Annotated in this window: 19 protein-coding genes; 4 read left to right on the plus strand and 15 right to left on the minus strand. The window is 56.8% G+C overall.

The window, feature by feature from the left end; genetic code table 11:
- Positions 1-65: 65 nt before the first annotated feature.
- Positions 66-1,688 carry an ATP-binding cassette domain-containing protein gene (locus tag FrondiHNR_RS12595; protein WP_279353118.1) on the minus strand — a complete coding sequence of 541 codons (1,623 nt, stop codon included), beginning with the start codon at positions 1,686-1,688 and terminating at the stop codon, positions 66-68.
- A gap of 258 nt (positions 1,689-1,946) precedes the next feature.
- Between FrondiHNR_RS12595 and FrondiHNR_RS12600 the strand changes: the two genes are divergently transcribed.
- Both FrondiHNR_RS12600 and FrondiHNR_RS12605 read left to right on the plus strand, forming a co-directional pair.
- The gene (locus FrondiHNR_RS12600) at positions 1,947-2,702 is read left to right on the plus strand and encodes an ABC transporter ATP-binding protein (protein WP_347567106.1); all 756 of its coding nucleotides are present in this window, start codon (positions 1,947-1,949) and stop codon (positions 2,700-2,702) included.
- Positions 2,699-3,433 carry an ABC transporter permease gene (locus FrondiHNR_RS12605; RefSeq protein WP_279353119.1) on the plus strand — a complete coding sequence of 245 codons (735 nt, stop codon included), beginning with the start codon at positions 2,699-2,701 and terminating at the stop codon, positions 3,431-3,433. The genes FrondiHNR_RS12600 and FrondiHNR_RS12605 overlap by 4 nt, the downstream gene beginning before the upstream one ends.
- Before the next feature lie 193 nt (positions 3,434-3,626).
- On the opposite strand, the gene FrondiHNR_RS12610 is transcribed toward FrondiHNR_RS12605, so the two are convergent.
- The 11 genes from FrondiHNR_RS12610 to FrondiHNR_RS12660 form a co-directional block, all read right to left on the minus strand.
- Entirely contained in the window at positions 3,627-4,169 is a 543-nt protein-coding gene (locus tag FrondiHNR_RS12610; RefSeq protein WP_279353120.1) for a DUF1697 domain-containing protein, read from the minus strand.
- 164 nt (positions 4,170-4,333) lie between these two features.
- Positions 4,334-6,112 (minus strand): BCCT family transporter, encoded by a 1,779-nt coding sequence (locus tag FrondiHNR_RS12615; RefSeq protein ID WP_279353121.1) that lies wholly within the window; start codon positions 6,110-6,112, stop codon positions 4,334-4,336.
- A gap of 104 nt (positions 6,113-6,216) precedes the next feature.
- Positions 6,217-7,359, minus strand: a complete 1,143-nt coding sequence (locus FrondiHNR_RS12620) for a glycosyltransferase (protein ID WP_279354559.1) — start codon at positions 7,357-7,359, stop codon at positions 6,217-6,219.
- Between the two features lie 352 nt (positions 7,360-7,711).
- Positions 7,712-9,799, minus strand: coding sequence for an ABC transporter ATP-binding protein (locus tag FrondiHNR_RS12625; protein WP_279353122.1), 2,088 nt, complete (start codon positions 9,797-9,799; stop codon positions 7,712-7,714).
- Between the two features lie 2 nt (positions 9,800-9,801).
- Positions 9,802-11,535: an ABC transporter ATP-binding protein gene (locus FrondiHNR_RS12630; RefSeq protein ID WP_279354560.1), complete on the minus strand. Its 1,734-nt coding sequence runs from the start codon at positions 11,533-11,535 to the stop codon at positions 9,802-9,804.
- A 301-nt stretch (positions 11,536-11,836) separates the two neighbouring features.
- Positions 11,837-13,057: a methyltransferase gene (locus tag FrondiHNR_RS12635; protein WP_279353123.1), complete on the minus strand. Its 1,221-nt coding sequence runs from the start codon at positions 13,055-13,057 to the stop codon at positions 11,837-11,839.
- A complete protein-coding gene (locus tag FrondiHNR_RS12640; protein WP_279353124.1) occupies positions 13,054-13,470 on the minus strand; it encodes a MerR family transcriptional regulator in 417 nt (138 codons plus the stop codon). Before FrondiHNR_RS12640 ends, FrondiHNR_RS12635 begins: the two co-directional genes overlap by 4 nt.
- A 63-nt stretch (positions 13,471-13,533) precedes the next feature.
- Positions 13,534-14,517, minus strand: a complete 984-nt coding sequence (locus tag FrondiHNR_RS12645; protein ID WP_279353125.1) for a DnaJ C-terminal domain-containing protein — start codon at positions 14,515-14,517, stop codon at positions 13,534-13,536.
- A complete protein-coding gene (locus tag FrondiHNR_RS12650; protein WP_279353126.1) occupies positions 14,510-15,091 on the minus strand; it encodes a nucleotide exchange factor GrpE in 582 nt (193 codons plus the stop codon). Before FrondiHNR_RS12650 ends, FrondiHNR_RS12645 begins: the two co-directional genes overlap by 8 nt.
- Positions 15,092-15,263: 172 nt before the next feature.
- Positions 15,264-17,117 (minus strand): molecular chaperone DnaK, encoded by a 1,854-nt coding sequence (gene dnaK, locus FrondiHNR_RS12655; protein WP_279353127.1) that lies wholly within the window; start codon positions 17,115-17,117, stop codon positions 15,264-15,266.
- 278 nt (positions 17,118-17,395) lie between these two features.
- Positions 17,396-18,238 carry a site-specific DNA-methyltransferase gene (locus FrondiHNR_RS12660; protein WP_279354561.1) on the minus strand — a complete coding sequence of 281 codons (843 nt, stop codon included), beginning with the start codon at positions 18,236-18,238 and terminating at the stop codon, positions 17,396-17,398.
- Between the two features lie 127 nt (positions 18,239-18,365).
- On the opposite strand from FrondiHNR_RS12660, the gene FrondiHNR_RS12665 reads away from it, so the two are divergent.
- Positions 18,366-18,683, plus strand: a complete 318-nt coding sequence (locus tag FrondiHNR_RS12665; RefSeq protein ID WP_279353128.1) for a GNAT family N-acetyltransferase — start codon at positions 18,366-18,368, stop codon at positions 18,681-18,683.
- Between the two features lie 122 nt (positions 18,684-18,805).
- On the opposite strand, the gene FrondiHNR_RS12670 is transcribed toward FrondiHNR_RS12665, so the two are convergent.
- The 3 genes from FrondiHNR_RS12670 to FrondiHNR_RS12680 form a co-directional block, all read right to left on the minus strand.
- On the minus strand, positions 18,806-19,855 hold the full coding sequence (locus FrondiHNR_RS12670) for a biotin/lipoate A/B protein ligase family protein (protein ID WP_279353129.1): 1,050 nt from the start codon (positions 19,853-19,855) through the stop codon (positions 18,806-18,808).
- A gap of 41 nt (positions 19,856-19,896) precedes the next feature.
- Positions 19,897-20,748, minus strand: coding sequence for an alpha/beta hydrolase (locus FrondiHNR_RS12675; protein ID WP_279353130.1), 852 nt, complete (start codon positions 20,746-20,748; stop codon positions 19,897-19,899).
- Positions 20,749-21,150: 402 nt separating this feature from the next.
- Positions 21,151-21,966, minus strand: a complete 816-nt coding sequence (locus FrondiHNR_RS12680) for a methylenetetrahydrofolate reductase (protein WP_279353131.1) — start codon at positions 21,964-21,966, stop codon at positions 21,151-21,153.
- A gap of 123 nt (positions 21,967-22,089) precedes the next feature.
- On the opposite strand from FrondiHNR_RS12680, the gene FrondiHNR_RS12685 reads away from it, so the two are divergent.
- Complete coding sequence (locus FrondiHNR_RS12685; RefSeq protein ID WP_279353132.1) at positions 22,090-23,556, plus strand: MFS transporter; 1,467 nt, start codon at positions 22,090-22,092, stop codon at positions 23,554-23,556.
- The last annotated feature ends 51 nt before the right edge of the window (positions 23,557-23,607 follow it).

The following is a 23,607-nucleotide window of genomic DNA, read 5'->3' on the forward strand; positions in this document are numbered from 1 at the left end:
AATTTGACCTTTAGTATCATTGAATACACGGCACGGCCACGCGTTGCCCTCCGACTCCGCCTCCCCTATCGCAGCTCAAGCTCGCGCCCCGACCAGCGTCGCCGCAGCCACCGATCGTGGCTCACCACAACAGCTGTCACCGGGCTGACACGCAGCGCTTCCTCCAGCTCGTCAACCAGGCTGAGCGATAAGTGGTTTGTGGGCTCATCAAGCAGCACCACCTCCGCCTGCTGCGCCACAAGAATTGCGAGGGACAGTCGTTTCTGCTGCCCCAGACTGAGCGTCCCAACGGGGCGACTGTGGTCCCGTTCGTGTAATAAGCCCAGGTGTCTCAGCAACCCCGCGTCACGCTTGGTCTCATGCTCAAAAGCCTCAGCCACGCTGCGTGTGGGCTCCGCGATTCGGACATTTTGACTCAAAATCCCCACTCGCCCACGCACCCGAACCGTCCCCGATGTTACCGGCAGCTCACCCGCAAGAACCTCAAGCAGGGTTGACTTTCCCGAACCGTTTGGTCCCGTCACCAACAATTTTTTGCCACTGGGTAACAACAATTTTGGAAGGGTCAATCGTCCCGCAACAAACAGATTACTTACTTCAATTGCGTTTCCCTCACCCTCGGAGATCCCGCCCAGATCGGCATTCAATTGCAGCGGTAACGGAGGCTCCGGTATACGTTTTTGCTCCAGGAGCTCACGCTGCTGCTGAGCCGAACGCACACGTCTAGCCGCCGCTCGATCGACGTTTGCCCCTTTGAACTTGTAAATAAACTTGTCGTTGTCACGCGGGCCACGGCCCTGCGCAACCCTCACACCAACGCCCTGCGCCAGTACGGTGAGACGCTCAATCTCTTCCTGCTGCTCCCTGAACTCTCGCTCCCACCTAGCTCGCGAAGAAACTTTCATCTCCAGGTATTCCGCGAAAGAGCCCGTAAAAAACCTTCCGCCCTGCCCATCAACACCAAGGTAACCGGCGTCTAGGTCGTAGAGCTCCGTGCAGCTCTCCTGCAGAAAGCTACGATCGTGGCTTGCCACAATGAGTATTCCGCTAAAATCGGCAAGATATCGAGACAGTATCCCGCACGCAGCATCATCAAGGTGATTCGTCGGCTCATCAAGCAGTAACAGCCCGGGCACCCGGGTCAGGGCTGCGGCTAACGCTAACCGCGAGCGCTGACCTCCCGACAGCTGTGCCACCGACGTCGCACGCGGCAGTTCGGAGACGCCCAGGTTGTGCGCGGTAAGCTCCGCGCGGCGCTCTGCATTCCAGGCATCGTGGTCGTTGGCCCACTCGAGAGCTTCCGCATACGCCCGGGCGAGATCGTCGTATTCAACACTGTTCTGGGGCACAGTCGCCAACCGCGCACCCAATCGCTCCACTTCGGCAACTGCCCTGTGAGAGACAGCTAGCGCCTCGGTAAAAACATTCGCAACGGTGTAACCGGAGGGGAAAACCGGGTCTTGTGCGACGTAAACGGTTTCGTGGGGGTTTGAAAAGTTGCCGGCATCCGGCTGTTGATGCCCGGCGAGGATGCGTAGCAGGGTTGATTTTCCAGAACCGTTTTCGCCGATCAATCCGAGTTTGTTTCCGGGAGCAACCCGCAGGTTAACATCATTAAAAACGGTACGGTCTGGGTAGCGCGCACACAGATTATTGGTGATAAGCGAGCGCGAAGAGGGGTGAGCCATGTGAACCTCTAATGAGTAGTGAGTAGGGTTCCCGCCAGAGCCTTCGCCGGGAACCGTTCACCAAAAACTACGCAGGTTTTAGCGGGCACCGACTCCTCGCGCACGGGAGCGTGGACTCATTATTTCTTCACGGCAGCAACGTTAGCACACATCATTGTGGGTTCACACCCCATGCTCACAGCCCTTTCAGTTTCCACAACGATGCAAAAATTTCCTTTTTGCTTGACTCTGTGTCCTAAAGAGTGAATAGTTCATCATGTGATCACTGAAAGCTCTGCGATTAAGATCGACAACCTCACGGTTATTCGCGGTAAGGTTACCGCGCTTAATACGGTGTCGCTCTCGGTTCCACGCGGACGCATCACGGGGTTACTTGGTCCCAGCGGTTGTGGAAAAACCACGCTGATGCGCTCTATCGTGGGGGTTCAGTCACTCTCCTCCGGCACCATCCGGGTGCTTGGATTACCCGCGGGCGACCGCAAGCTCCGCTCCGAAATTGGCTACGTAACACAGGCACCGAGTGTTTATGACGACCTGAACGTACGTCAAAATCTCAATTATTTTCGCCGGATTCTGGGCGCACCCGAATCCGATGTTGATCGAGTGCTCAGCGCAACCGCTCTTGAAGACAGGGCGGATGCACTGGTGGCATCGCTCTCGGGCGGACAGCGTAGCCGGGCCTCACTTGCCGTGGCTCTGATGGGTTCTCCCCGGCTTCTCGTATTAGACGAGCCAACAGTGGGCCTTGACCCGCTGCTCCGCAACGACCTCTGGGCTATCTTTCATGAGCTCAGAGACAACGGCATGACCATTATCGTGTCAAGCCACGTGATGGATGAGGCGGTTCGCTGCGACGACCTGGTTTTGCTGCGCGATGGACAGGTGCTTTCCACGGGCACACCGACGGAACTCCTCGCATCCACCGGCACCACCACCGTCGATGATGCCTTTGTCACCCTGGTAAAAAACAGGGCACAAAAACCCACAACCTCAGAGGGAGGGGATCGATCATGAGCCTCTCCCGCACACTCGCAACAACGGGTCGTGTTCTCAATCAGATTCGGCACGACCCTCGAACGATAGCGATGCTCCTCATCGTTCCCAGCCTCCTGATCGGACTCCTGGCGTGGGTTTTTGACGATACCCGCGTCTTCCAGCAGGTGGGTCCCGCGATGATTGCGCTTTTCCCCTTCATCGTCATGTTTCTCATCACGAGCATATCCACCCTGCGGGAGCGGCGCTCCGGCACTCTGGAACGGCTACTCACCATGCCGCTCGGCAAAGGCGACTACATACTCGGTTACGCAGTCGCGTTTGCGCTCCTCGCCACCCTGCAAAGCACCATTGCGGTGGCGTTTGCCGTGTGGGTGTGCGGACTGGACGTCTCGGGCTCAGTCTGGCTTCTGGTTGCGGTGGCAATAACGGACGCGATCCTCGGAAGCAGCCTGGGGCTCTTTGCGAGCGCATTTGCTCGCACCGAGTTTCAGGTGGTTCAATTCATGCCCGTTTTTGTTTTCCCACAGATCCTCCTCGGAGGGATACTGGTTCCCCGAGACCAGATGCCCGACGTGCTCCAAACAATCTCCGATTGGTTGCCGCTCTCTCACGCGGTTGACGCCATTGCGGCAGTCTCAACCGGGTCGGAAGACACCAACTATGTGCTTGGACGCCTCGCCATCATTGGCGCGTTTATCTTGGGGGCACTCGTTTTGGGCTCGCTCACGCTTCGCCGCCGCACCGCCTAATCCGCAGCTCCAGCAGCCCAGGCACAGCAAATCCCACCGCTTCTGCAGCCCTCAACTCCGCATCCTCCAAAATTTCCGCGGCTCATACAGTTTCCGCGGCTTAATATAGCTGTTGCGGCCCACACAACCTCCGCAGTTTCCCTGCTTTCAGCGGGCAATCCCTAAGGTGTGTCTCCTCTATCTGTACACACCCTCAGACAAGCTTTTGCAACGTGCGCAGATTGCGGGTGGTGCTCACCGCCCTGTAGCGAGCACGCGCCATTTGTTTCGCAAACGGGCTGCCCAGGCTATTGCCCTTCCTCACCGTCCAGTAGATGACCCCATCACCCGGAGCAACCGCCTCTTCCTGATCCGACGCAACAACCTCCTGATCCGCACCCGCTTCCCGCAATTCCACGAGCTCGGTCAGAGCGTCCCGCTCAGACACAAAAACCACATACGGATGCCAACCGTCCCGCCCCCCGTCAAACGGGTAGTCCTCAATAATCCGTCTGACACGCGTAATCTCCACGACGTGCACCCACGCCTGGTAGCCAAAACGATCGCCGAGAGCCTTTTCGATCAGCGGTTTTAGGTGGGTAACGGTGGAATCGGACTCAAACAAAACGTTGCCGCTGGCCAAGACCGTACGAACGCTTTTAAGCCCCACATCCTCAAAAACCTGGCGAACGTCCACCATCTTAAGAGTGATCACACCCACGTTTATCCCGCGGAGCAGCGCCACGTAACGAGTCATACCCACACACTACCCCACACTTCACAGGGCTCACACCGGGATAAAATCACACTACCTCTGGGTTCACGAGACAAGAAACAACACTCGATACAGGCCGGGCAGCACCAACAGGCTCGGTGAACAAAGTAGGTCAGGCGAGACAGTGCAAGCCCCGAGTGGGGTCGCTAAGAACCGTGATGATTACTGTGCTGCCCCGGGTCTTCTTCGTCTTGTTGAGCGGGGTGAGACTCCTGAGACCCCAGATGCCTCGGATGCCCCTCCGGATACGAGGCAGCGTTAAACGGGTCGGTTCGTGGGCTATAACGCTTCCGACTACTCAATAGCTGGCGCAGGCTGAGCCTGTTCTCACGCTCAATCGGGGCGTCTACCTCCAAACCGTAATAGTCTCCAATGTGATTCACAAACGCTGCCCGACGAGCTTTTTCGTAGGCTCGGGTTTCGCGAGCAAACGCCACCGCGGTGGACCAGCAAATACCAATCATGATCACGGAGAAGGGCAACGAGATTGTGATCGCCGCCGTTTTGAGTGCGTTGAGCCCACCAGCAAGGAGCAGAACGATAGCCAGCAGCGAGGTTATAATAACAAAAAACACCCTCACCCAGTTCTTGGGTTCAACCTCGCCCCCCGTTGCGATCATTCCCATCACCAAAGAGCCGGAGTCTGCCGAAGTGATAAAAAAGATCGCGATCAGCACAATTGCACCGATGGTGAGAACGGAGCCCGCCGGTAGACGGTCGAGCATTTGGAAAAGCGCCCCGGCGATATCCACAGTATTATCCGGGCCGATCAGCCCGCCACCGCCATCGATTTGCTGATAGAGCGCGGTTCCCCCCAGAACACTGAACCACAGGAGCGTGATCACCGTCGGTACGATAATCACACCCGCAACAAATTGTCGCACGGTGCGTCCCTTGGAGATACGGGCGATGAAAATACCCACAAACGGCGCCCAGGAAATCCACCAGCCCCAATAAAACGTGGTCCAAGCTCCCTGCCACAGCTCGCCCTCGACGCCCTGAAAGGCACTCACGTTAAACGAGAGACCCACAAAGTTTTCTAGGTAGCTTCCCACAGACTGCACAAACTCACGCAAGAGAAACTGTGTGGGTCCGAGGACCAGAATCACAAGGACCATGAGCGCGGCCAACACCAGATTGAAGTTGGACAACCATTTCATCCCCTTTGACACACCCGAGAGCACGGAAAAGAGCACTCCAGCCGTAATAATGACGATGATCACAATATTGACAAAATCGGAGGCCTGAATGATGTTGGCACTTTCCAGACCCGCGCTGATCTGAATCACACCAAGGCCCAGTGAGGTCGCCACACCAAAGAGGGTTCCCACCAGCGCAACCACATCAATCACGTTTCCCCACGCACCCCGCACCCGTTTCCCCAGAATTGGTTCAAGAGTCCAACGGATAGAGATTGGGCGGTTTCGGCGGTGAATGGCGTAGGCAAGCGCCAGCCCGATCACCACATAAATTGACCAGGCGTGCACACCCCAGTGCAAAAACGTTTGACTCATGGCCTGCTGTGCCAGCTCCACCTCTGTACCGGTTGCGCCCGGCCTCGGATTGGCCAAGTGGCTAAGAGGTTCGCTCACCCCGTAGAAGACGAGCCCAATGCCCATTCCCGCCGCAAACAGCAGTGAGAGCCAGGAACCAAACGAGAACTCCGGCTCGTCGGCATCTTTACCCAGCTTGATTTCGCCAAACTTGCCAAACCCCACCCAGAGACAAAAAATGACAAAAAAGGTGGCGAGCAGAACGTAATACCAATTGAAGTTTCTGACGATACTCGACTGAATGGTGTCAAAAAAGCTGTCCGCAACGTTTGGCAGGGTTGCAGCAAAGACCACAAACAAAACCACCACAATGGCAGCGGGCCAAAAAACCCAGCGATGAACAGTGGTCTTTTTGTTCTCGAAAGAAGCCATAATTCCACACTAGGTGATCAATCGCAGTATCAACCGCGTATTCAGGGCAGTTCGATGAGATACTTCGTCGCTTTACAGGTATGTCAGATCGCGCGGGCACCCGCTCAGACGGGGTCCCCTCGGTACAGAGCCTCAAACGTAGCAATGGTTCGGTTAATATCGTGAACCCGAACCCCCTCAAGAGAAGCCTTCTGCATTTCGAGATAGCGCTCGGGCGATGCCTCCAGCACAAGCGATAGTTTTTCGGTCAGGTCCTTCACGCTGCTCGGTTCAAAAAGATAACCGTTTTTTCCATCATCCACCAGGTGTGGCAACGCCATGGCATCCGCGCACACAACGGGGAGACCGGAGGCCATCGCCTCCATGGTGGCGATACTCTGAAGCTCGGCAATCGAGGGCATCGCCCATACCGAGGCCGCCGTGTAGATACGGCGAAGCTCATCATCGCTGATCCGTCCGTGAAAGGTAACACGATCGTTCAACCCAAGCTTTGCGCAGAGAGTCTTCAGGTTGTTCTCCTGATCGCCACCGCCCACAATATCAAGCGTGACGTTCAAGTGCTCGGGAAGCTGAGCCATCGCCTTCAGCAACACATCAATCTGTTTTTCCGTGGTGAGACGCCCCACAAAAAGTACCCGATTGTGGGTGCGCGGCGCAAGGTCAGCCGTGTAGTTGGAAGCGTCGATGCCACAGCTCACGGGGATCACACCCGTGAGCCCGCTGTGATACTCCAGGAAATCGGCCGCCTTGCGGGTGGGGGTAGTAACCGCCGAGGCAGTGCGAAAAACTTTGCTCGCCGACTTCCACGAGGTGCGCACAAACCACTCTTTCCACGATTCGGGAATGGTGGCAAAATCGAGAATGTTCTCGGCCATCACGTGGTTTGTTCCCACAATTCGAATATTGCGCTTAGCCGCCTCAATAGCCAGACCTCGACCAATAACAATGTGCGATTGGAAATGCACCACGTCAGGCTTTACCCGATCAAGCAATTTGCGAGCACGCGCCTTGGCGGTCCACGGCAGCACAAATCGTAACCAATCGTGCGGATACCAGCGCCAGCTAGCCCAGCGGTGCACCGTCATATCCGTACCCTCGATGGTCTCGATAAAGGTTCCCGTGAGGCGATGCTTTTTAGACGGAGCAACAATGTGGACATCGTGCCCCCGCGCAACAAGACCCGCAGCCAGGCGCTCCGCAAAGCGAGCCGCGCCGTTAATGTCCGGATAAAAGGTGTCACAGCCCATAACAATACGTAGGGGTTTGTGCTGGGACACAGTGGAGGTAGTTGATGAGTTTGGGTTCGTCACGTTACTGTACTAATTTGAGTCCAAGATTGAAGTGATATCGAGCCGGCGCAGAATTTACCCAAGCCTACGACGATTCTACAGGGGTTGAGCAGAAAATCCGGTAAACAGAACGCCTAGTCAAAAAATTTGACCATCGAATAACCAGTTTCTGACTTTCTTGGGTGCGCCTTGCCGGCCTCAGCGCTTTATCTCGCACGGGTCTGCGACAGGCAAAACACACCCTCAGTACTTTCCTTCTGAGTTCTTTGCTGTGATCTTTTTCTTGTCGTGGCGCGTTTCTCTATATCTGTCAGTTATTCGAGCCGTCTTTTCCTGCCACGTCTATCTGTCCCATGTGCGGAGCAGACACCTGCTCCTCCTCGGCACCCCCCATGAATTGTGACATGTAGAGGCTGTGGTAGGCGCCTCGCGCGGCAAGCAATTCGTCGTGATTTCCCTGCTCCACGATGCGACCAGACTCCATCATGAGAATGGTGTTGGCGTCGCGAATTGTTGACAGGCGGTGGGCAATCACAAACGAGGTGCGATCGGTGCGCAGCGCCGACATAGCCTGCTGCACCAAAAGCTCGGTTCGCGTGTCCACAGACGACGTTGCCTCATCCAGGATGAGCAACGAGGGGTTTGCAATAAACGCACGAGCGATGGTGATGAGCTGACGCTCACCCGCTGAAATGCTTCCACCGTCGGCGTCCACAACCGTGTCATACCCTTCGGGTAACTGTCGCACGAAGCGGTCTACCATGGTGGCCTGTGCGGCGGCAACCACCTCATCATCGGTTGCATTAAGGCGCCCGTAACGGATGTTCTCACGAATAGTTCCCTCAAATAACCACGCATCCTGCAGAACCATACCCACCTGCGAGCGAAGAGTTGCACGAGACAGCGATACGATATCGACTCCATCGAGAAGGATACGCCCGCCCGTGAGTTCGTAAAAACGCATCACCAGGTTGACCAGTGTGGTCTTACCGGCGCCGGTTGGCCCCACAATGGCCACGGTCTGGCCAGGCTGAGCGGAGAAGGAGAGACTATCGATGAGCGGCTTATCCGCAATGTAGCTAAAGGCGACCCTGTCAAACTCAACGTGCCCGTCGGTGTGTGAGGGAAGCTGAACGGTTGCGGTCTCGGGTTGCTGCTCCTCGGCATCAAGCAGCTCAAAAGTGCGTTCGGCAGAGGCAACACCCGATTGCAGCATATTGGCCATACCCGCCATCTCACTCAGCGGCTGCGCGAACTCGCGCGAATACTGAATGAAGGCGGTGGCGTCACCGAGGGTCATCTGTCCTGCGGACACTCGAAGGGCGCCGCCAACGGCGATGAGCACGTATGACAGATACGACACAAAGGTCATGGCGGGCATGATCATGCCCGATACAAATTGGGCGCCAAACGAGGCTCTAAAAAGCTTTTCGTTTTTCTCGTCAAATTGCTCAAGCATCTCGCCTTCGCGACCAAAGACTCGAATGATCTCGTGGCCCGAGAAAGACTCTTCAACATGGCCGTTAAGAGTACCGGTGTTTTTCCACTGAGCCGCAAAGAGCTTTTGCGAACGAACGCCGATGACCCCAACGATAATCGCCGACAGAGGCAACGCGATGAGAGCGAGGAGAGCGAGTTGCCAAGACACGATAAACATCATTGCCGCAATACCGATGACGGTGAGGGCCGATTGCACAAGTTGTGAGAACGCCTGCTGCAGGGCCGTCTGAATGTTGTCCACATCGTTGGTCACGCGAGACATCAGATCGCCGCGCTGCCGGGTATCAAAATAGCTGAGGGGCAGACGGTTAAGCTTGATCTCAACGTCTTGACGCAGTCCGTAAACCACACGCATCACCAAACGGTTGAGGATATACCCCTGAGCCCACATAAAAAGGGACGCGGCAGAGTACAGCGCAAGTACCAGAATGATGAGGCGGCCAAGCACCCCATAGTCGATGCCCTCCCCCGGCACCACAGAGGTTCCGCTCAGCATATCTGCAAATTGGTCGTTACCCTGCGCGCGGACCTCGGCAATAACCTGATCGAGCGACGCCCCCTTGGGAAGCTGGCTACCCAGGAATCCGTTAAAGATAACGTCCATCGCGCTACCCAGAACACGGGGAGCGATAACGGTAAAAACCACAGAGATAATAACGAGGACAACAACCAGGGACATCTGTAGGCGCTCGGGTTTGAGTAAACCGACCAGGCGTTTTGCAGACGGCCAAAAATGCTCTGCCTTTTTGGCCGGTGCTCCACCGCCAAACATGTCGCCGTCTGCTTCTGAGGGCTTGTAGTCTTCTTCTTCGAATTCGGGGTCGAACTCATCAACGGAGGTTGCTGAAGCGGCGGCCTCGATCGAGTCTGTCTTCTTTGTTTTCTTATTGCGCACCATCGTTATACCGCCTCTGCCTCGTCAAATTGAGACTCAACGATCTCACGATAGGTTGGACTGCTCTTGAGGAGCTGCTGATGGGTTCCGCGGTCGACGATTTTTCCGTCGTCTACAACCAAAATCTGATCGGCCTCCGTAATGGTGGATACCCTCTGGGCAACAATAATAACCGTGGAGTCGTTTGTGGCCGGCCCCAGGGCGGCACGAAGCCGCGCGTCCGTGGTGACGTCGAGAGCAGAGAAGGAGTCGTCAAAAAGGTAAACCCGGGGCTGCGCCACCAGGGCACGCGCGATGCTCAGTCGCTGGCGCTGCCCACCGGAAACGTTGGTGCCGCCCTGGGCAACGCGCGAGTCTAGGCCGTGGCTCTTCTCGCGAACAAAGTCTTCCCCCTGTGCGATACGGAGCGAGTTCCAGAGTTCTTCGTCGGTGGCCTCTTGCCGACCAAAACGCAGGTTCGAGGCGATCGTACCCGAGAAAAGGTACGGTCGCTGCGGAACGATGCTCACAACCTGCGCAAGCTGTTTGCGGGTAAGGTCGGAAACGGGAACACCATCGATGGTGACGCTGCCCTGCTGCGCATCAAAGAGACGGGGGATAAGGTTGAGCAGCGTGCTCTTACCCGAACCGGTGGAACCGATAATCGCGGTGGTCTGACCCGGCTCCGCGACAAAATTCATGCCTTCGATCACAGGAAGTTCAGCGCCCGGATAACCAAACGTGACGTTCTTAAACTCAACCCGACCCTTTGTGGGGGTCGGTACCGTGGCCTCGTGTGGGGTGGTGAGGCTGGGAACCGTGCTGATGACCTCCTGAATTCTCTCGGCACACACCAGGGCACGAGGAACCATCATGACCATGAACACTCCCATCATGACGGCGATCAAAATTTGCATAAGATACTGAATAAACGCGGTAAGCGCACCGATCTGCATCTCACCGGCACCCACGCGCTGACCGCCAAACCAGACAACCGCCGCGGTTGCGAGGTTCAGAATCAACATGATAATGGGGAACATCAGGACAAAGAGGCTACCCACCCTGATCGAGACCCTGGTAATCGCCTGGTTTGCGGTGCCGTAGCGCTGAGACTCAAAGGGCTCCCGCACAAAGGCGCGGATCACCCGAATGCCCACAATTTGCTCGCGCAGAATGCTGTTAATGCCGTCGATGCGCTCCTGCATCTGACGAAAGAGCGGCATGAGGAAGTAAACAAGAGTACCCACCACCACCATGAGCAGGGGAACCGAAACCCACACGAGCCACGACAGACCCACGTCTTCACGGAGGGCCATGATGATTCCACCGATAGACATGATTGGGGCAGTAACCATGAAGTTGAGCGCAAGAAGAACCAGCATCTGAACCTGCTGGACGTCGTTGGTGTTGCGGGTGATCAGGGTTCCCGAGCCAAAGCGGCCAACATCGAGACCGCTGAGGGAGTCTACCTTGCGGAAAACCTCACGACGCAGATCGCGACCCAGGGCCATCGACGTGCGAGCGCCAAAGTACACGCCCCCGATCGCTGTGGCCACCTGCACTAGACACACCGCAAGCATGAGGAGGCCGGTATTCCAAATGAAGTCGATATCGCCCTGAGCCACACCCCTATCGATGATCTGAGCGTTGAGGCTGGGGAGGTAAAGCGCCGCAATAGTGGAGATAAGTTGCAAAACAAAGACGGCTGCGACCCACCACCGATACGGCTTAGCGTGACGAATCACAAGGGATAGAAGAATCACCAGAATACTTTCCAGATAGTGAAATTATATGAAACGGATAACGATTACTGCTTGTTACTTTATAATACTTAATCACCCTATGGTGCTTTTATCTTATTTTTTATTGTTTTGAACACTTTAATTTTGCCACGCAAATGCTCTACCAGGCACGGAACACGTAGAGTCGAACCCGCAGCCCGTCAATCGCTAACGATTTCGGCGTAGATTTTTATCCTAAACCCTGACCCCTGACAGTGGTGTTTAATAAATCTCAAGAACACAAAAGATCCGGGAAACCCCAACAGAACCCCATTCATCCCTACACTTCTCGCCGAGAAACGGTAACGGTAAAGCGTTCGTTACGAGCCGCCTGCCCCGTGGGGCCCACGATCCTCTCCAGAGCGTCCCTATAGCGCAAATGACTATTGTATACAGTCCACAGTTCGCCACCCGAACGCAGCACACGGGCCGCATGATCAAAGAGCTTAAGCGCAATTCCGGTGTGCACGGTGGCACCCGTGTGAAACGGCGGGTTCAGCGCAATCAGGTCGGCGCTCCCGGAAGGCTGTGAATCAAGACCGTCGTCACGAACCACCTCGACCCTAGCCGCCACCCGGTTGCGGATCACAGTTTCACGAGCGGAAAGAACCGCCGCCGTCGATTGATCCGCGGCAATCACAAAGGCCTCGGGAAACCGCCGCGCCAGCACGCTCGCTATCACCCCGGTACCACACCCCAAATCGATGATGCGTGGGCCGGACCCGAGTGTTTCACCCGCCGTGCCCACCCCGTTACGCGTCGGGGCTGCCTCCCGCACCCCGCCAAGCCCCCGAGCCGCACTCCTCGCCCCGTCCATGGCTTTCAACAAGAATCGCGTTCCCGGGTCGACCCGTGTTCCTCCAAAAGCAGCCCCGTGCGCAAACACCTCGATGCCCAGCTCAGCATCCCGGGCCTCGTGAGGGTAGGTAAGATCGGCCTCCCCGCCCGCGCTTCCGGAGGCCACAAGCAATCGTGACTTTTGCCGGGCGCGACCGGGGACAACCTCTGAGAAGTAGCGCCTCAGGACCTCGTTCATGGAGAGCGTCATGTGCTTCACCCGCCCGCCGGCATAGAGCCTGGCCTCGGGCGCAAAACGCGCGATATTCTGGGAAATCTCGTCGAGCGCGTCCAGGCTTCGCGGAAGCTGCAGCAACACCAGTTTGGCCCCGTCAAAGAGTTTCTTTCCCGCCTGTTTATCACCGAGGGGAAGCTGGGTGACCTGCGTTGGATCAACCCCCACTCGCGGCGCATTGAGCAGGAGAGCTCGCTCCCCACTCAGCCCGTCCTGATGCACCCGAACCCCCCGGGCACCGTCGTGAACGGCCTCAAGGGAAAGCGCGCCGTATCTGTCCCCGACCACCACGATCTCGTGCGGGCCCAGAGCCGCCCGCGTCACGCGAGTCTCATCAAGAAGATAGCGGTCCGTGGCATCCCACGCGTTCAGATTATCCGCCTCAATATCGGGATAGCGGCGCAGACGCTCGACCGGAAAATCTCTCACGTGGTTTTCTTAGACTGCCACACCACAACCTCGGTGCGTCGCCGCGTGCGGGTTCCATGGCGTAGCGAGGTGACGTCTCCCGCAGGACCAGCCGCAAATACCCGACTGCCCGGCCTGCTCAGGAGTTCATCGCTGAGTGCCGCTTCGAGGTCACGCACCCGACGGCGCAGACCCGAAACCTCATTTTCTAACTCGAGAATGCGGCGAATCCCCTCCAGGGTGATTCCCGCGGCGCTCAGCTTAGCGATCTCCCGCAACTGCTCCACATCGCGCAGAGAGTAACGACGCGATTTACCCGCCGTGCGCTGTGGAGAAACCAACCCCAAACGATCGTATTGACGCAGGGTTTGAGGATGCATATCAGCCAGTTCGGCAGCCATCGCAATCGCAAAAACCGGCGATTGTTCATCCATACCTCCAGGATAACCTGAATACTGCGCTCTCACCGTCATCACCCCGCTTTTACCCAGACTCTACTAAGTGCGAGCCCGCGCCAATATTTCGTCACGCGGATTTTCCTCTGGGCCAACCCTGCTGAACTCTTCAAGCGCCGCGCGCGCCTCATCGCTCAGATGTGATGGAACCGCCACCTGCACCTCGGCGAGAAGATCGCCCGTTCCCTTGCTGGTGTGAACCCCGCGGCCCTTTACCCGCAGGATACGCCCGCTGGGGGTACCCGGGGCAACCCGCAATCGCACAGGATCTCCGCCCAGTGTGGGGACCTCAATGGTGGCACCCAGGGTGGCCTCCACGAAGGTAACGGGAACAACAACACGCAGGTTCAGCCCCTCCCGCTCAAACACGGGATGTTTACGAACGTTGACCGTGAGAACGATATTTCCGGCCTCGCCCCCGTCGGGACTCGGCTCTCCCTTACCCCGCACCTTGATTTTTTGACCGTCAGCAACACCCGCCGGAATCTTCACCTTGATGGTGTTTCCCTGGGAGGTGGAGAGGGATACGGTATCGCCCCGCGTAGCGGTTTCAAAGTCGAGCGTAACGCTCGCGGCCACGTCACGGCCCGGCGTCGGTCCACCAAAGCCGCGGTATCCACCACTCGTGGTACCGAATCCACCCTGACCGCCAAACATGCCCCCGAGAATATCCTCGAAACCCGCACCGCCCGTTTGATAGCTGTATTGCTGGCCACGAGTGCCGCCAAACCGTCCGCCAAAGACGTCTTCGAACCCACCCGAGCCTCCACCGGAGGTAAAGCGAGCACCGGAACCCATCGCACGGATCTGGTCGTATTCCTCGCGTTGATTCTTATCGCTCAGAACGGAGTAGGCCTCGCTCACCTCTTTAAACTTGGCCTCGGCCTTGGCATCACCCGGGTTGGAGTCGGGGTGGTACTTGCGCGCCAGTTTTCGATAGACCTTCTTAAGCTCGGCCTCCGAAGCGTCTTTCTTGACCCCCAACACCTTGTAGAAGTCTTTATCAAACCAGTCTTGACTAGCCATCAGCGGGCACCGCAACAACCACCTTGGCTGCGCGCAATTGCACCTCACCCAGGCGGTAGCCCTTCTCAAAAACCTCAAGAACGGATGCCTCGGTTACCGCAGGGTTGGGAACCTGCGTAATCGCCTCGTGGTGGTTGGGATCAAACGGCTCTCCCACCTCACCAAATTCGGCTAGTCCGAGATCCGTAACGATACCGCGCGTTTTCTGAGCAATCGTGCGAAAAGCGCTACCCTCCTCCAGATCGCCGTGCTTTTCGGCCCGGTCGAGGTCGTCCAGCACCGGCAAAAATACGCTGAGGGCGCTGGCCACGGCACGCTGCCTCTCAAGCTCGCGGTTTGCCTCGGTGCGTTTGCGATAGTTGGCGTACTCCGCGGTCAAACGCTTGAGATCGTTAAGGTGCTCGTTTGTTGCGTCGTCTTCGGGTTTATCTTGCGCCGCACTCAGGATGTCTTCCACCGTGAGTTCATCGTCCTGTGCCTCCGCCGCGACATCCTGTACGTCTTCTCCCGGCCCCGAGGCCTCACCGTTCTCCGGCACACCCTGCTCGTCTGGGGTTTTGTTGTGATCAGTCATGTGTGTATCTCCTGAAATTCTTCACGTTGTGTGAGTTCTGCCCGGGTAAGCCAGCCCGGATGGGTTGCAAACACCACTACCCACAGCGGTTCACAACCCATTCAACGCGCAACGCCCGTTCCGGGGCTGTACAACCGGTCACAGCCCCGGAACACAAGCCACAGTAACGAGTCTACTTCTTGTTGTTCTCGTCTTCGTCGTCAACCACTTCGGCGTCAACCACGTCTTCATCGCTTGACTCGTTAGCGGGCTGCTCGGAAGCGGCCGCCTCGGATTGTGCCTGAGCGTAGAGAGCCTCGCCAAGCTTGACCTGGCTCTCGCTCAGCTTGTCAAACGCCGTCTTGACTGCGTCGTCGTCCTCACCCGCCAGCGCGGTCTTGAGGGCGTCGACGTCTGCCTGAACCTCGTTTTTGACGTCGGATGAAAGCTTGTCTTCGTTCTCGGAGATGAGCTTGTCGGTCGAGTAGGCCAGCTGTTCGGCGCTGTTACGAGTCTCCGCGGTCTCACGACGCTTCTTATCTTCCTCAGCGTGCTCCTCGGCCTCACGAACCATACGATCGATGTCGTCCTTCGAGAGCGACGAGCCACCGGTGATGGTCATCGACTGCTCTTTACCGGTTCCCTTGTCTTTGGCCGACACGTGAACGATACCGTTGGCATCGATGTCAAACGTGACCTCAACCTGGGGAACTCCGCGCGGGGCGGGGGCGATTCCCGTAAGCTCAAAGGTTCCTAGATTCTTGTTGTCACGGGTGAATTGACGCTCACCCTGGAAAACCTGAATCGATACCGAAGGCTGGTTATCGTCCGCGGTGGTGAAGGTTTCGCTTCGCTTGGTGGGGATGGCGGTGTTGCGATCAATAAGCGTGGTCATCATGCCGCCCTTGGTCTCGATACCGAGAGACAGGGGCGTGACGTCGATAAGAAGAACGTCTTTTCGCTCACCCTTAAGAACACCCGCCTGGAGGGCCGCACCAACGGCAACAACCTCATCCGGGTTAACACCCTTGTTGGGGTCACGCCCGTTGGTGAGTTTCTTCACCAAATCGGTCACGGCGGGCATACGGGTTGAACCACCCACGAGCACAACGTGAGCGATATCGCCCACCTTCACACCGGCCTCGCGGATAACATCCTCGAAGGGCTTGCGCGTACGCTCAAGGAGATCTTTGGTAAGTTCCTCAAACTTTGCGCGCGTGAGGGTCTCATCGAGGTTGGCCGGACCGTTCTCGGTGAGTGAAAGGTAGGGCAGCTGAATGCTGGCGCTCATGGAGCTGGACAGCTCTTTCTTAGCCTGCTCAGCGGCCTCTTTCAGGCGCTGCAGCGCAATCTTGTCACCCTTCACGTCAACACCGGTGGATTCTTTGAAACGCATGACCAACCAGTCAACGATTCGCTGATCCCAATCGTCGCCACCGAGACGGTTATCTCCCGAGGTGGAACGAACCTGGATGGTCGAGAAGTCGTCATCTTTACCCACCTCAAGCAGTGAGACGTCAAACGTTCCACCGCCAAGGTCGAACACGAGGATGAGTTCGTCTTCTTTGCCCTTGTCAAGGCCGTATGCCAGAGCCGCCGCGGTGGGCTCGTTGATGATTCGAAGGACGTTGAGTCCCGCGATCTCTCCGGCCTCTTTGGTGGCCTGACGCTCGGCATCGTTAAAGTAAGCGGGAACCGTGATAACGGCGTCGGTTACGCTGTCTCCCAGGTAGGTTTCGGCGTCCCTCTTGAGCTTCTGCAGGATACGGGCCGAAATCTCCTGCGCCGTGTACTTCTTGCCGTCGATGTCAACGGACCAGTCGGTTCCCATGTGACGCTTGACGGATGCGATGGTGCGATCCACGTTGGTGACGGCCTGACGCTTTGCGGTCTCTCCCACCAGAACCTCTCCGTCTTTGCTAAACGCAACAACGGACGGGGTGGTACGAAAACCCTCGGCGTTAGTAATAACGGTGGGTTCGCCACCCTCCAGCACGGAGACAACCGAGTTGGTTGTTCCCAGGTCGATGCCTACTGCACGTGCCATATGCTTATCTCCTTAGTTTCGCTGCGCCGGGATGACCAGCGCAAGTCTGTGAGCCACCTCACGATGGCTCTTCGTGCTCAACCGCGGACTCTTCCGTGGTTTTCCCGAAATCTCCTGCTCTGCGCCTCTTCATGGGAAACCCTTGAATCGGTGTGGAAGGCCGGAAACTTTGGGATCACCAAAGACTTGAGTCGGGTTCACTCATATTTTAGTAACGCTCGATATCCCGTGTCAATAAAGTTGAGCCAACTCGACTCAAGTATTTTTCTACCGTTAACCTACGTGGTCACAAATTCCGTATTCGCAGGCAACCGCAGACGCATCACCTCGATAGCCGCGGGGTTTTGATCGATCAGAACAAAGTTCCGCCCGAGCTCCGCCGCCGCAGCCCCGGTGGTTCCGCTCCCCGCAAAAAAGTCCAGCACGGTATCGCCCGGACGACTCGAGGCCTGAATAATACGGCGCAAAATACCCAGGGGCTTTTGAGTGGGATAACCAGTCTTTTCCTTACCCGTGGGGGACACAATTGTGTGCCACCACACATCGGTGGGTAATTTGCCTCGCTTCGCCTTGGCCGCAGTCACCAGCCCGGGGGCCATATAGGGCTCCCGATCAACCGTTTCTGAGTCAAAGTGATACTTCTTAGGGTCCTTCACGTACACCAAAATCGTGTCGTGTTTGGTAGGCCATCGATTCTTGGACTTTGCGCCATAGTCATATGCCCAGATGATCTCATTCAAAAAGCTCTCGCGACCAAAGAGCGCATCGAGCAGAACCTTTGCATAGTGAACCTCACGATAGTCCAGATGCACATACAGGGTGCCATCTGCGGTGAGTAGTCTCCAGGCCTCGAGTATCCGAGGCTCCAGAAAGCCCCAGTAATCGTCAAAACTATCGTCGTAACTGCGCAGCGAACCACGAATGCGCTCGTAGGTCTTCCCCTGAAAACCGTTGACACCGCCGACAACCCCCTCGGAAGAACGCACCGCAACGGTCTGCTGCAGGGTCTGCGAGCGACCCGTATTGAAGGGAGGATCAACATAAATCAGCGTAAAACTCTCGTCCCCCATGCTCTTGAGCAGCGGCAAATTATCGCCAATAAGAACACGATTAGTTGCCATGCCGGATCCGTTTTCCACATCGGTCATTACGTTATCTTCACCTATCTTCACAACACTCTAGTCTTGCACTCACTACACTCCAAGACGAACCAGCATAGGCTTATGACATAACCACAAGGAGGTTTTCATGTCTGATCTCACCAACATCGAGGTTAAAAACCAGACCGAACAAAGCCGCTACGCGCTGCTTTTTGACGGCACAACAATAGGCGAGGTTGTATACAGTCTTGCAGATGATCAATTCCATGCACTGCACACCATTATCAACCCTGCGGTTCGTGGGCGCGGCCTGGGGGATATTCTGGTGACGGCAATGGTGGAGGATATCCGACACAACACTCGATACACAATCGTGCCCGAGTGCTCGTTTGTCGCGGATTGGTTCCACCGTCATCCGCAAAACGAAGACCTTCTTCGCCCACGCCAGCAGCCGGAGGCGCCGTAGGGGAAACCGGTAGCGAGGAGAGCATAGCGTCTGAACAATCGAACAGACCGCAGAATCCGAGCAACCACACAAACCATAGAATCCAAACGCGAAACCGTTAGCGCGCTTTACCCAAGCAACGGCTACGGGACACGTCGCAACCACTTCTCCGTCGAAAACTTCTGCTCGGCCAAACGCTCTGCCTCCTCGTACTCCTCAGGGGTAACCTCCGAGGCAGTTCCACCGTGCAACTCGACAAAGGTCTTAAGCATGTACGAAATAATTTCCTGACGACTCAGGCCCGTCTGACTGCGGAGGGGGTCAACCCGCTTCTGGGCGCTGGTGGTGCCCTTGTCACTGAGTTTTTCGCGCCCGATCCGCAATACCTTTACCATCTTCTGGGCATCCATATCGTAGCTCATGGTCACGTGGTGCAGAACCGCCCCCGAGCCCAGACGCTTCTGCGCGGCACCACCAATTTTGCCATGAGGGCTCGTGATGTCGTTAAGCGGCTTGTACACGGCCTCAATGCCCAGCGCACGCAGAGCCTCCAGCACCCACTCGTCAAGAAACGCGTACGAGTCCGCGAAGCTAAGACCCTGAACAAGTTCACCCGGAACGTAGAGCGAGTAGGTAATCGCCGACTCCGGCTCAACAAACATCGCACCCCCACCCGAGATACGGCGCACAACCTCAACCCCGTATTTAGCAGCTTTTTCACGATCAACCTCGTTGCGCAGGGATTGAAAGCTTCCCAGGATAACCGCGGGACTTGCCCATTCCCAAATGCGCAGGGTTGGCTTACGTCGCCCCTCACCCACCGCAGTGGTCAGAACCTCATCCAGAGCCAATTGAACGGCAGGCGCCAGCGGTTCCCCGTGAATAATCTGCCAATCGTAGTCTTTCCAGCCCGCAGCGTGTGTCAGGGCCCGGCGCACAGTGGTTGCGACCGCCTCCGGGCTAAAACCTAAAAGCTGAGCGCCCGGTGGCAGCGCCTCGCGCACTACCCGGGCAATGGTGTCGGTATCCGCCTCGCTCGATACTCCGTTGAGTGCGATGTTGATGTCGTCAAGCGCGCTATCGGGGTCAAGGAAGAAATCGCCCGCCACACGAACATCGCTGAGTTTTCCATCGACCACTTCAAGGTCGGCAACCACAAGTTTGCCACCAGGTACTTTAAATTCACCGTGCATCTCTACAGCTTATGTGATATGTGTGTTCTCGCACACAAAACCTACCGTGAATAGGTTGCGTTTTGTTCGTCTAGCCACTCCACCAGATCGGTATACACCTCATCGCGATTGGTCTCGTTAAAGATCTCGTGCCTCGCACCCTCGTAGATTATGGCGGTGACGTTTCGGAGGCCGCCTCGGGTGTGATATTCCCGAGCAAGACGCTCAACAGAACGTTCACCACCCAGCGAGTCGCACTCCCCCACCATAAGCAGCAGGGGCATATCGGCGTTAAGGTGCTTACCCGGACGACCAAAGAGCCGCAGCGAATCACGCAGACCAAAAAGCTTAAGCACCTTTGCATCAAAGGTGAGGGGGTCCTCAGAAAACTCTCTCTGCACCTCTACGTCGCGGCTGAGCCACTCAACCCCGGTGCCACCCGGACGGGTGTAGCGCTTATTGAGGTCTCCGCTCTCCATAAAACCGGGCATTCGATAGGCGGAGCCCGAAAAAATAACAGCATCATAAGCCTGTGGATGCTTGTTAAGAATACGCTGACCCATGAGTGATCCCCAAGAGTGCCCCAGATAGACAAGGGGCGTGCCGGGGTGCTCGATTCGGATGAGGGCCCCCAGCCTCAGTATTGCCTTCTCGGCAGCGCGGAGGCCGCCCGGCCCGAGCATCCCTAATTGACTGTAGTCTCCCGCGTGCTGTTCCAGCCCGGTCTGACCGTGCCCGCGATGGTCGTCGGCGATAACAGAGTAGCCGGAGGCGTTGAGCACGGAAGCAACCTCCGCGTATCTCTGAGCGTATTCACCAACACCGTGCGCAATCTGCACAATTGCTTTGGGATTTTCTACGAGCCACTCGTAGTAGGTAATAGGAACACCGTAATCATCGAGAAAGCGGGGCATACGCCCATTCTCGCACTACTCATCCTTTCACGCACGATTTAGCTCATAAATTTATGAGGCCAATGCCTACAGATTGACACCTCTGTCCTTGAAAAGCTCGGGGCCCACTCGCCGGAGACGGGGCGGTGGAGACCCGAAAGTTACGCTTGGCGGCAAACGTTTAAGACTGTGCACAGTTGTTTTTTGCCCTGTGGAAAAGTTAAGAGAATAACCGCAAAAAGCGCTGTATTTCGGAGGATTCATGGTGATAACCTCTGTGAGTAACTCTGTGAGTACACCCGAGATCAGGAAACTGGATGTGATCTCCACGATGCATTGTAATACAGGATTTTTTGCCACATTCTCACTGTGCGGAGATGCGGGAGGTGCGCCCCGGTGTGTCACGGTTAAGAATTCGCACGCTTATTCTTGATGAGGCCCGATCGATTCAAAATCGTTAAAGCTGTAGAGGTGAACACCGGCAAATCCCGCAACTGCATCGGGGGCTCGCCTCTCTCCGACAGGCTCACACATCGGATCGCCCTCCCGCACCAGGGCATCCACCCCGCGAGAAAAAGCCCTGTGGTCGAATTTCCCCCCGGTGAGAAGTTGACGCGCAAAACCCCGTCGAGCAAAACGCAGCGATGTGCCCACCCCCAGACGAGCACCAATCGCAAGCAACCTGTGCACTCTTACGTCCGAGGGAATGCCCAACCACAGGGGCATCACAATTCCAGCCTCACGAACGTCCCCCAAAAATCGGGCAATAGTCTGCGGGCTAAAACACATCTGGGTTACCGCGAAGTTCGCCAGCTCCTGTTTCCTGCGGAGAAGGGAAATCCCCTCTTCCACATCAAAATGCGGATGGCCTTCGGGATAGGCGGCCACCCCCAGGGAAAAATCTGTGCCCGAAAGCTGCCGAATCTCGTGGAGCAGCGCCCCTCCCGCAGCATACGGTCCGGCCTGTTCGCTCCCGTCCCCACCAACCACAAACAGCGAACGAATCCCGGAATCGCGAAGGTCGTCCAGGTGCCTCCTCAGCTCCGTCACGCCCGAAATCTGTCGCGCCACAAGGTGAGGAATAACAAAAAATCCGGCCTCAGCGAGCGCAAGCGAAGCTCGGATCGTGCGGGCAACACCGTGCTGCGGGAGACAGGTAACGGTGAGAGTTGTATCACGAGGAAGCACGTTCACGACCCGCGCAACAATATTCCCCGTCGGTATCACCTCGACACGCACGCCGCCCCCCTTCCGCTAAGGAATAGCACACTCGCAGACCCACACCGTTTGGTAGCCGGGCCACCCCACCATTTTTTCACGTAGACCATCGTCAGCACGTCATTTAACCGCTAATCTAAGCACATGAGCCCTTCCGGTGACAGTCCCTCACGCGCCAATAACGCTGCGGAGCCCCACACCAAACCGCCCATATCTCGCCCGCACCCCACCACCCGCACGGGAGCCCTACAACTTACACCCCATCTCGACCCCGCAGGGCGCGCGCCGCGTCGCCGCGTCATCTCGTGGGCGCTCTGGGAATGGGGTGCGTCCTCCTTCAACGCCGTGGTAACAACTTTTGTTTTCAGCACCTACCTGGCAAGCTCGCTCTTTGTCGACCCCTCCATTGTGGCGGCAGCGGACGGTGACCAGGAAAATCCCGCGCTTAAGGCGGCTCTCGCGGAAAGCGCCTCGGTTGTCTCAATCGCGCTCACCGTTGCCGGAGTACTCATTGCCCTCATCGCGCCCGTGCTCGGGCAGCGATCCGACGGCTCCGGGCGGCGCAAACTCTGGCTGGGAGTCAACACCGGTGTGGTAGTGCTGGCTATGGCCGCCATGTTCTTTATCGAGCCTCACCGTGAATATCTGGTTCTGGGCGCCACCCTGCTCGCGGTGGGTAACATCTTTTTTGAGTTTGCCAGCGTCAACAACAACGCCATGCTGGTGCAGGTATCCACTCCAAAAACCGTGGGGCGAATCTCCGGTTTTGGATGGGGCATGGGGTACGTCGGAGGGATCGTACTGCTGGCCCTTCTGCTCATCCTTTTTCTCCAAAACGGCGGAATACTGGGGCTACCTTCGGGTCGTGAGGGGGAAGCACTCGACGTGCGGGTAGCCATCCTGGCCTCGGCGGCGTGGTTTGCACTTTTTGCAATACCCGTGCTGGTGGCGGTTCCCGACCTTCCCCGACGTCGCAGAAAAAATCGGGTGGGCCTCTGGGGCAGCTATCGAATTCTTTTTCACACGATTCGTGACCTGTATCACAAACGCCCCCGAGTTCTTCTGTTCCTCGGAGCAAGCGCAATCTTTCGTGACGGGCTAGCCGGAGTCTTTACGTTTGGTGCGATCATCGCCGCAAACGTTTTTCACTTTAGTGCCGACGAAGTCATCTATTTTGCCATTGCCGCTAACCTGGTGGCGGGTATTGGCACCTTTATGAGCGGATGGCTTGATGACAAGATCGGCCCCAAACGCATCATCGTGGGTTCACTCATTGGCCTTGTAGTCACGGCGATTACCGTTCTTTTTATCGGCACCGCTCAGGTGGGTTTCTGGATCGCAGGACTCATCCTCTGCATCTTTGTTGGCCCGGTTCAATCGGCCAGTCGCAGCTTTCTCGCCCGAATCGCTCCCGAAGGAAGAGAAGGAGAGATCTTTGGACTCTATGCCACAACCGGTCGAGCCGTGAGCTTTCTCGCCCCGGGACTCTTCACCCTTTTTGTCGCAATAACGCAAAATACTCGCTACGGGATACTCGGTGTCACACTTATCCTCACCGCTGGTCTTGCCCTCATGCTGCTGGTAAAAGACGAGAAACAACAGCTGAGTTAGCCACACGACCCGTCGATCGCGAAAAACCGATCACACCAGCGGTCATCACAC

The sequence above is a fragment of the Lysinibacter sp. HNR genome, assembly GCF_029760935.1.
GTDB lineage: Bacteria > Actinomycetota > Actinomycetes > Actinomycetales > Microbacteriaceae > HNR.

Excerpts from the sequence above, each read along its gene's own strand:
- FrondiHNR_RS12595 (WP_279353118.1), bottom strand. The coding sequence starts at position 1,688 with ATGGCTCACCCCTCTTCGCGCTCGCTTATCACCAATAATCTGTGTGCG.
- FrondiHNR_RS12605 (WP_279353119.1), top strand. The coding sequence starts at position 2,699 with ATGAGCCTCTCCCGCACACTCGCAACAACGGGTCGTGTTCTCAATCAG.
- FrondiHNR_RS12610 (WP_279353120.1), bottom strand. The coding sequence starts at position 4,169 with ATGACTCGTTACGTGGCGCTGCTCCGCGGGATAAACGTGGGTGTGATC.
- FrondiHNR_RS12615 (WP_279353121.1), bottom strand. The coding sequence starts at position 6,112 with ATGGCTTCTTTCGAGAACAAAAAGACCACTGTTCATCGCTGGGTTTTT.
- FrondiHNR_RS12620 (WP_279354559.1), bottom strand. The coding sequence starts at position 7,359 with ATGGGCTGTGACACCTTTTATCCGGACATTAACGGCGCGGCTCGCTTT.
- FrondiHNR_RS12625 (WP_279353122.1), bottom strand. The coding sequence starts at position 9,799 with ATGGTGCGCAATAAGAAAACAAAGAAGACAGACTCGATCGAGGCCGCC.
- FrondiHNR_RS12640 (WP_279353124.1), bottom strand. The coding sequence starts at position 13,470 with ATGGATGAACAATCGCCGGTTTTTGCGATTGCGATGGCTGCCGAACTG.
- FrondiHNR_RS12645 (WP_279353125.1), bottom strand. The coding sequence starts at position 14,517 with ATGGCTAGTCAAGACTGGTTTGATAAAGACTTCTACAAGGTGTTGGGG.
- FrondiHNR_RS12650 (WP_279353126.1), bottom strand. The coding sequence starts at position 15,091 with ATGACTGATCACAACAAAACCCCAGACGAGCAGGGTGTGCCGGAGAAC.
- dnaK (WP_279353127.1), bottom strand. The coding sequence starts at position 17,117 with ATGGCACGTGCAGTAGGCATCGACCTGGGAACAACCAACTCGGTTGTC.
- FrondiHNR_RS12660 (WP_279354561.1), bottom strand. The coding sequence starts at position 18,238 with ATGGCAACTAATCGTGTTCTTATTGGCGATAATTTGCCGCTGCTCAAG.
- FrondiHNR_RS12665 (WP_279353128.1), top strand. The coding sequence starts at position 18,366 with ATGTCTGATCTCACCAACATCGAGGTTAAAAACCAGACCGAACAAAGC.
- FrondiHNR_RS12670 (WP_279353129.1), bottom strand. The coding sequence starts at position 19,855 with ATGCACGGTGAATTTAAAGTACCTGGTGGCAAACTTGTGGTTGCCGAC.
- FrondiHNR_RS12675 (WP_279353130.1), bottom strand. The coding sequence starts at position 20,748 with ATGCCCCGCTTTCTCGATGATTACGGTGTTCCTATTACCTACTACGAG.
- FrondiHNR_RS12685 (WP_279353132.1), top strand. The coding sequence starts at position 22,090 with ATGAGCCCTTCCGGTGACAGTCCCTCACGCGCCAATAACGCTGCGGAG.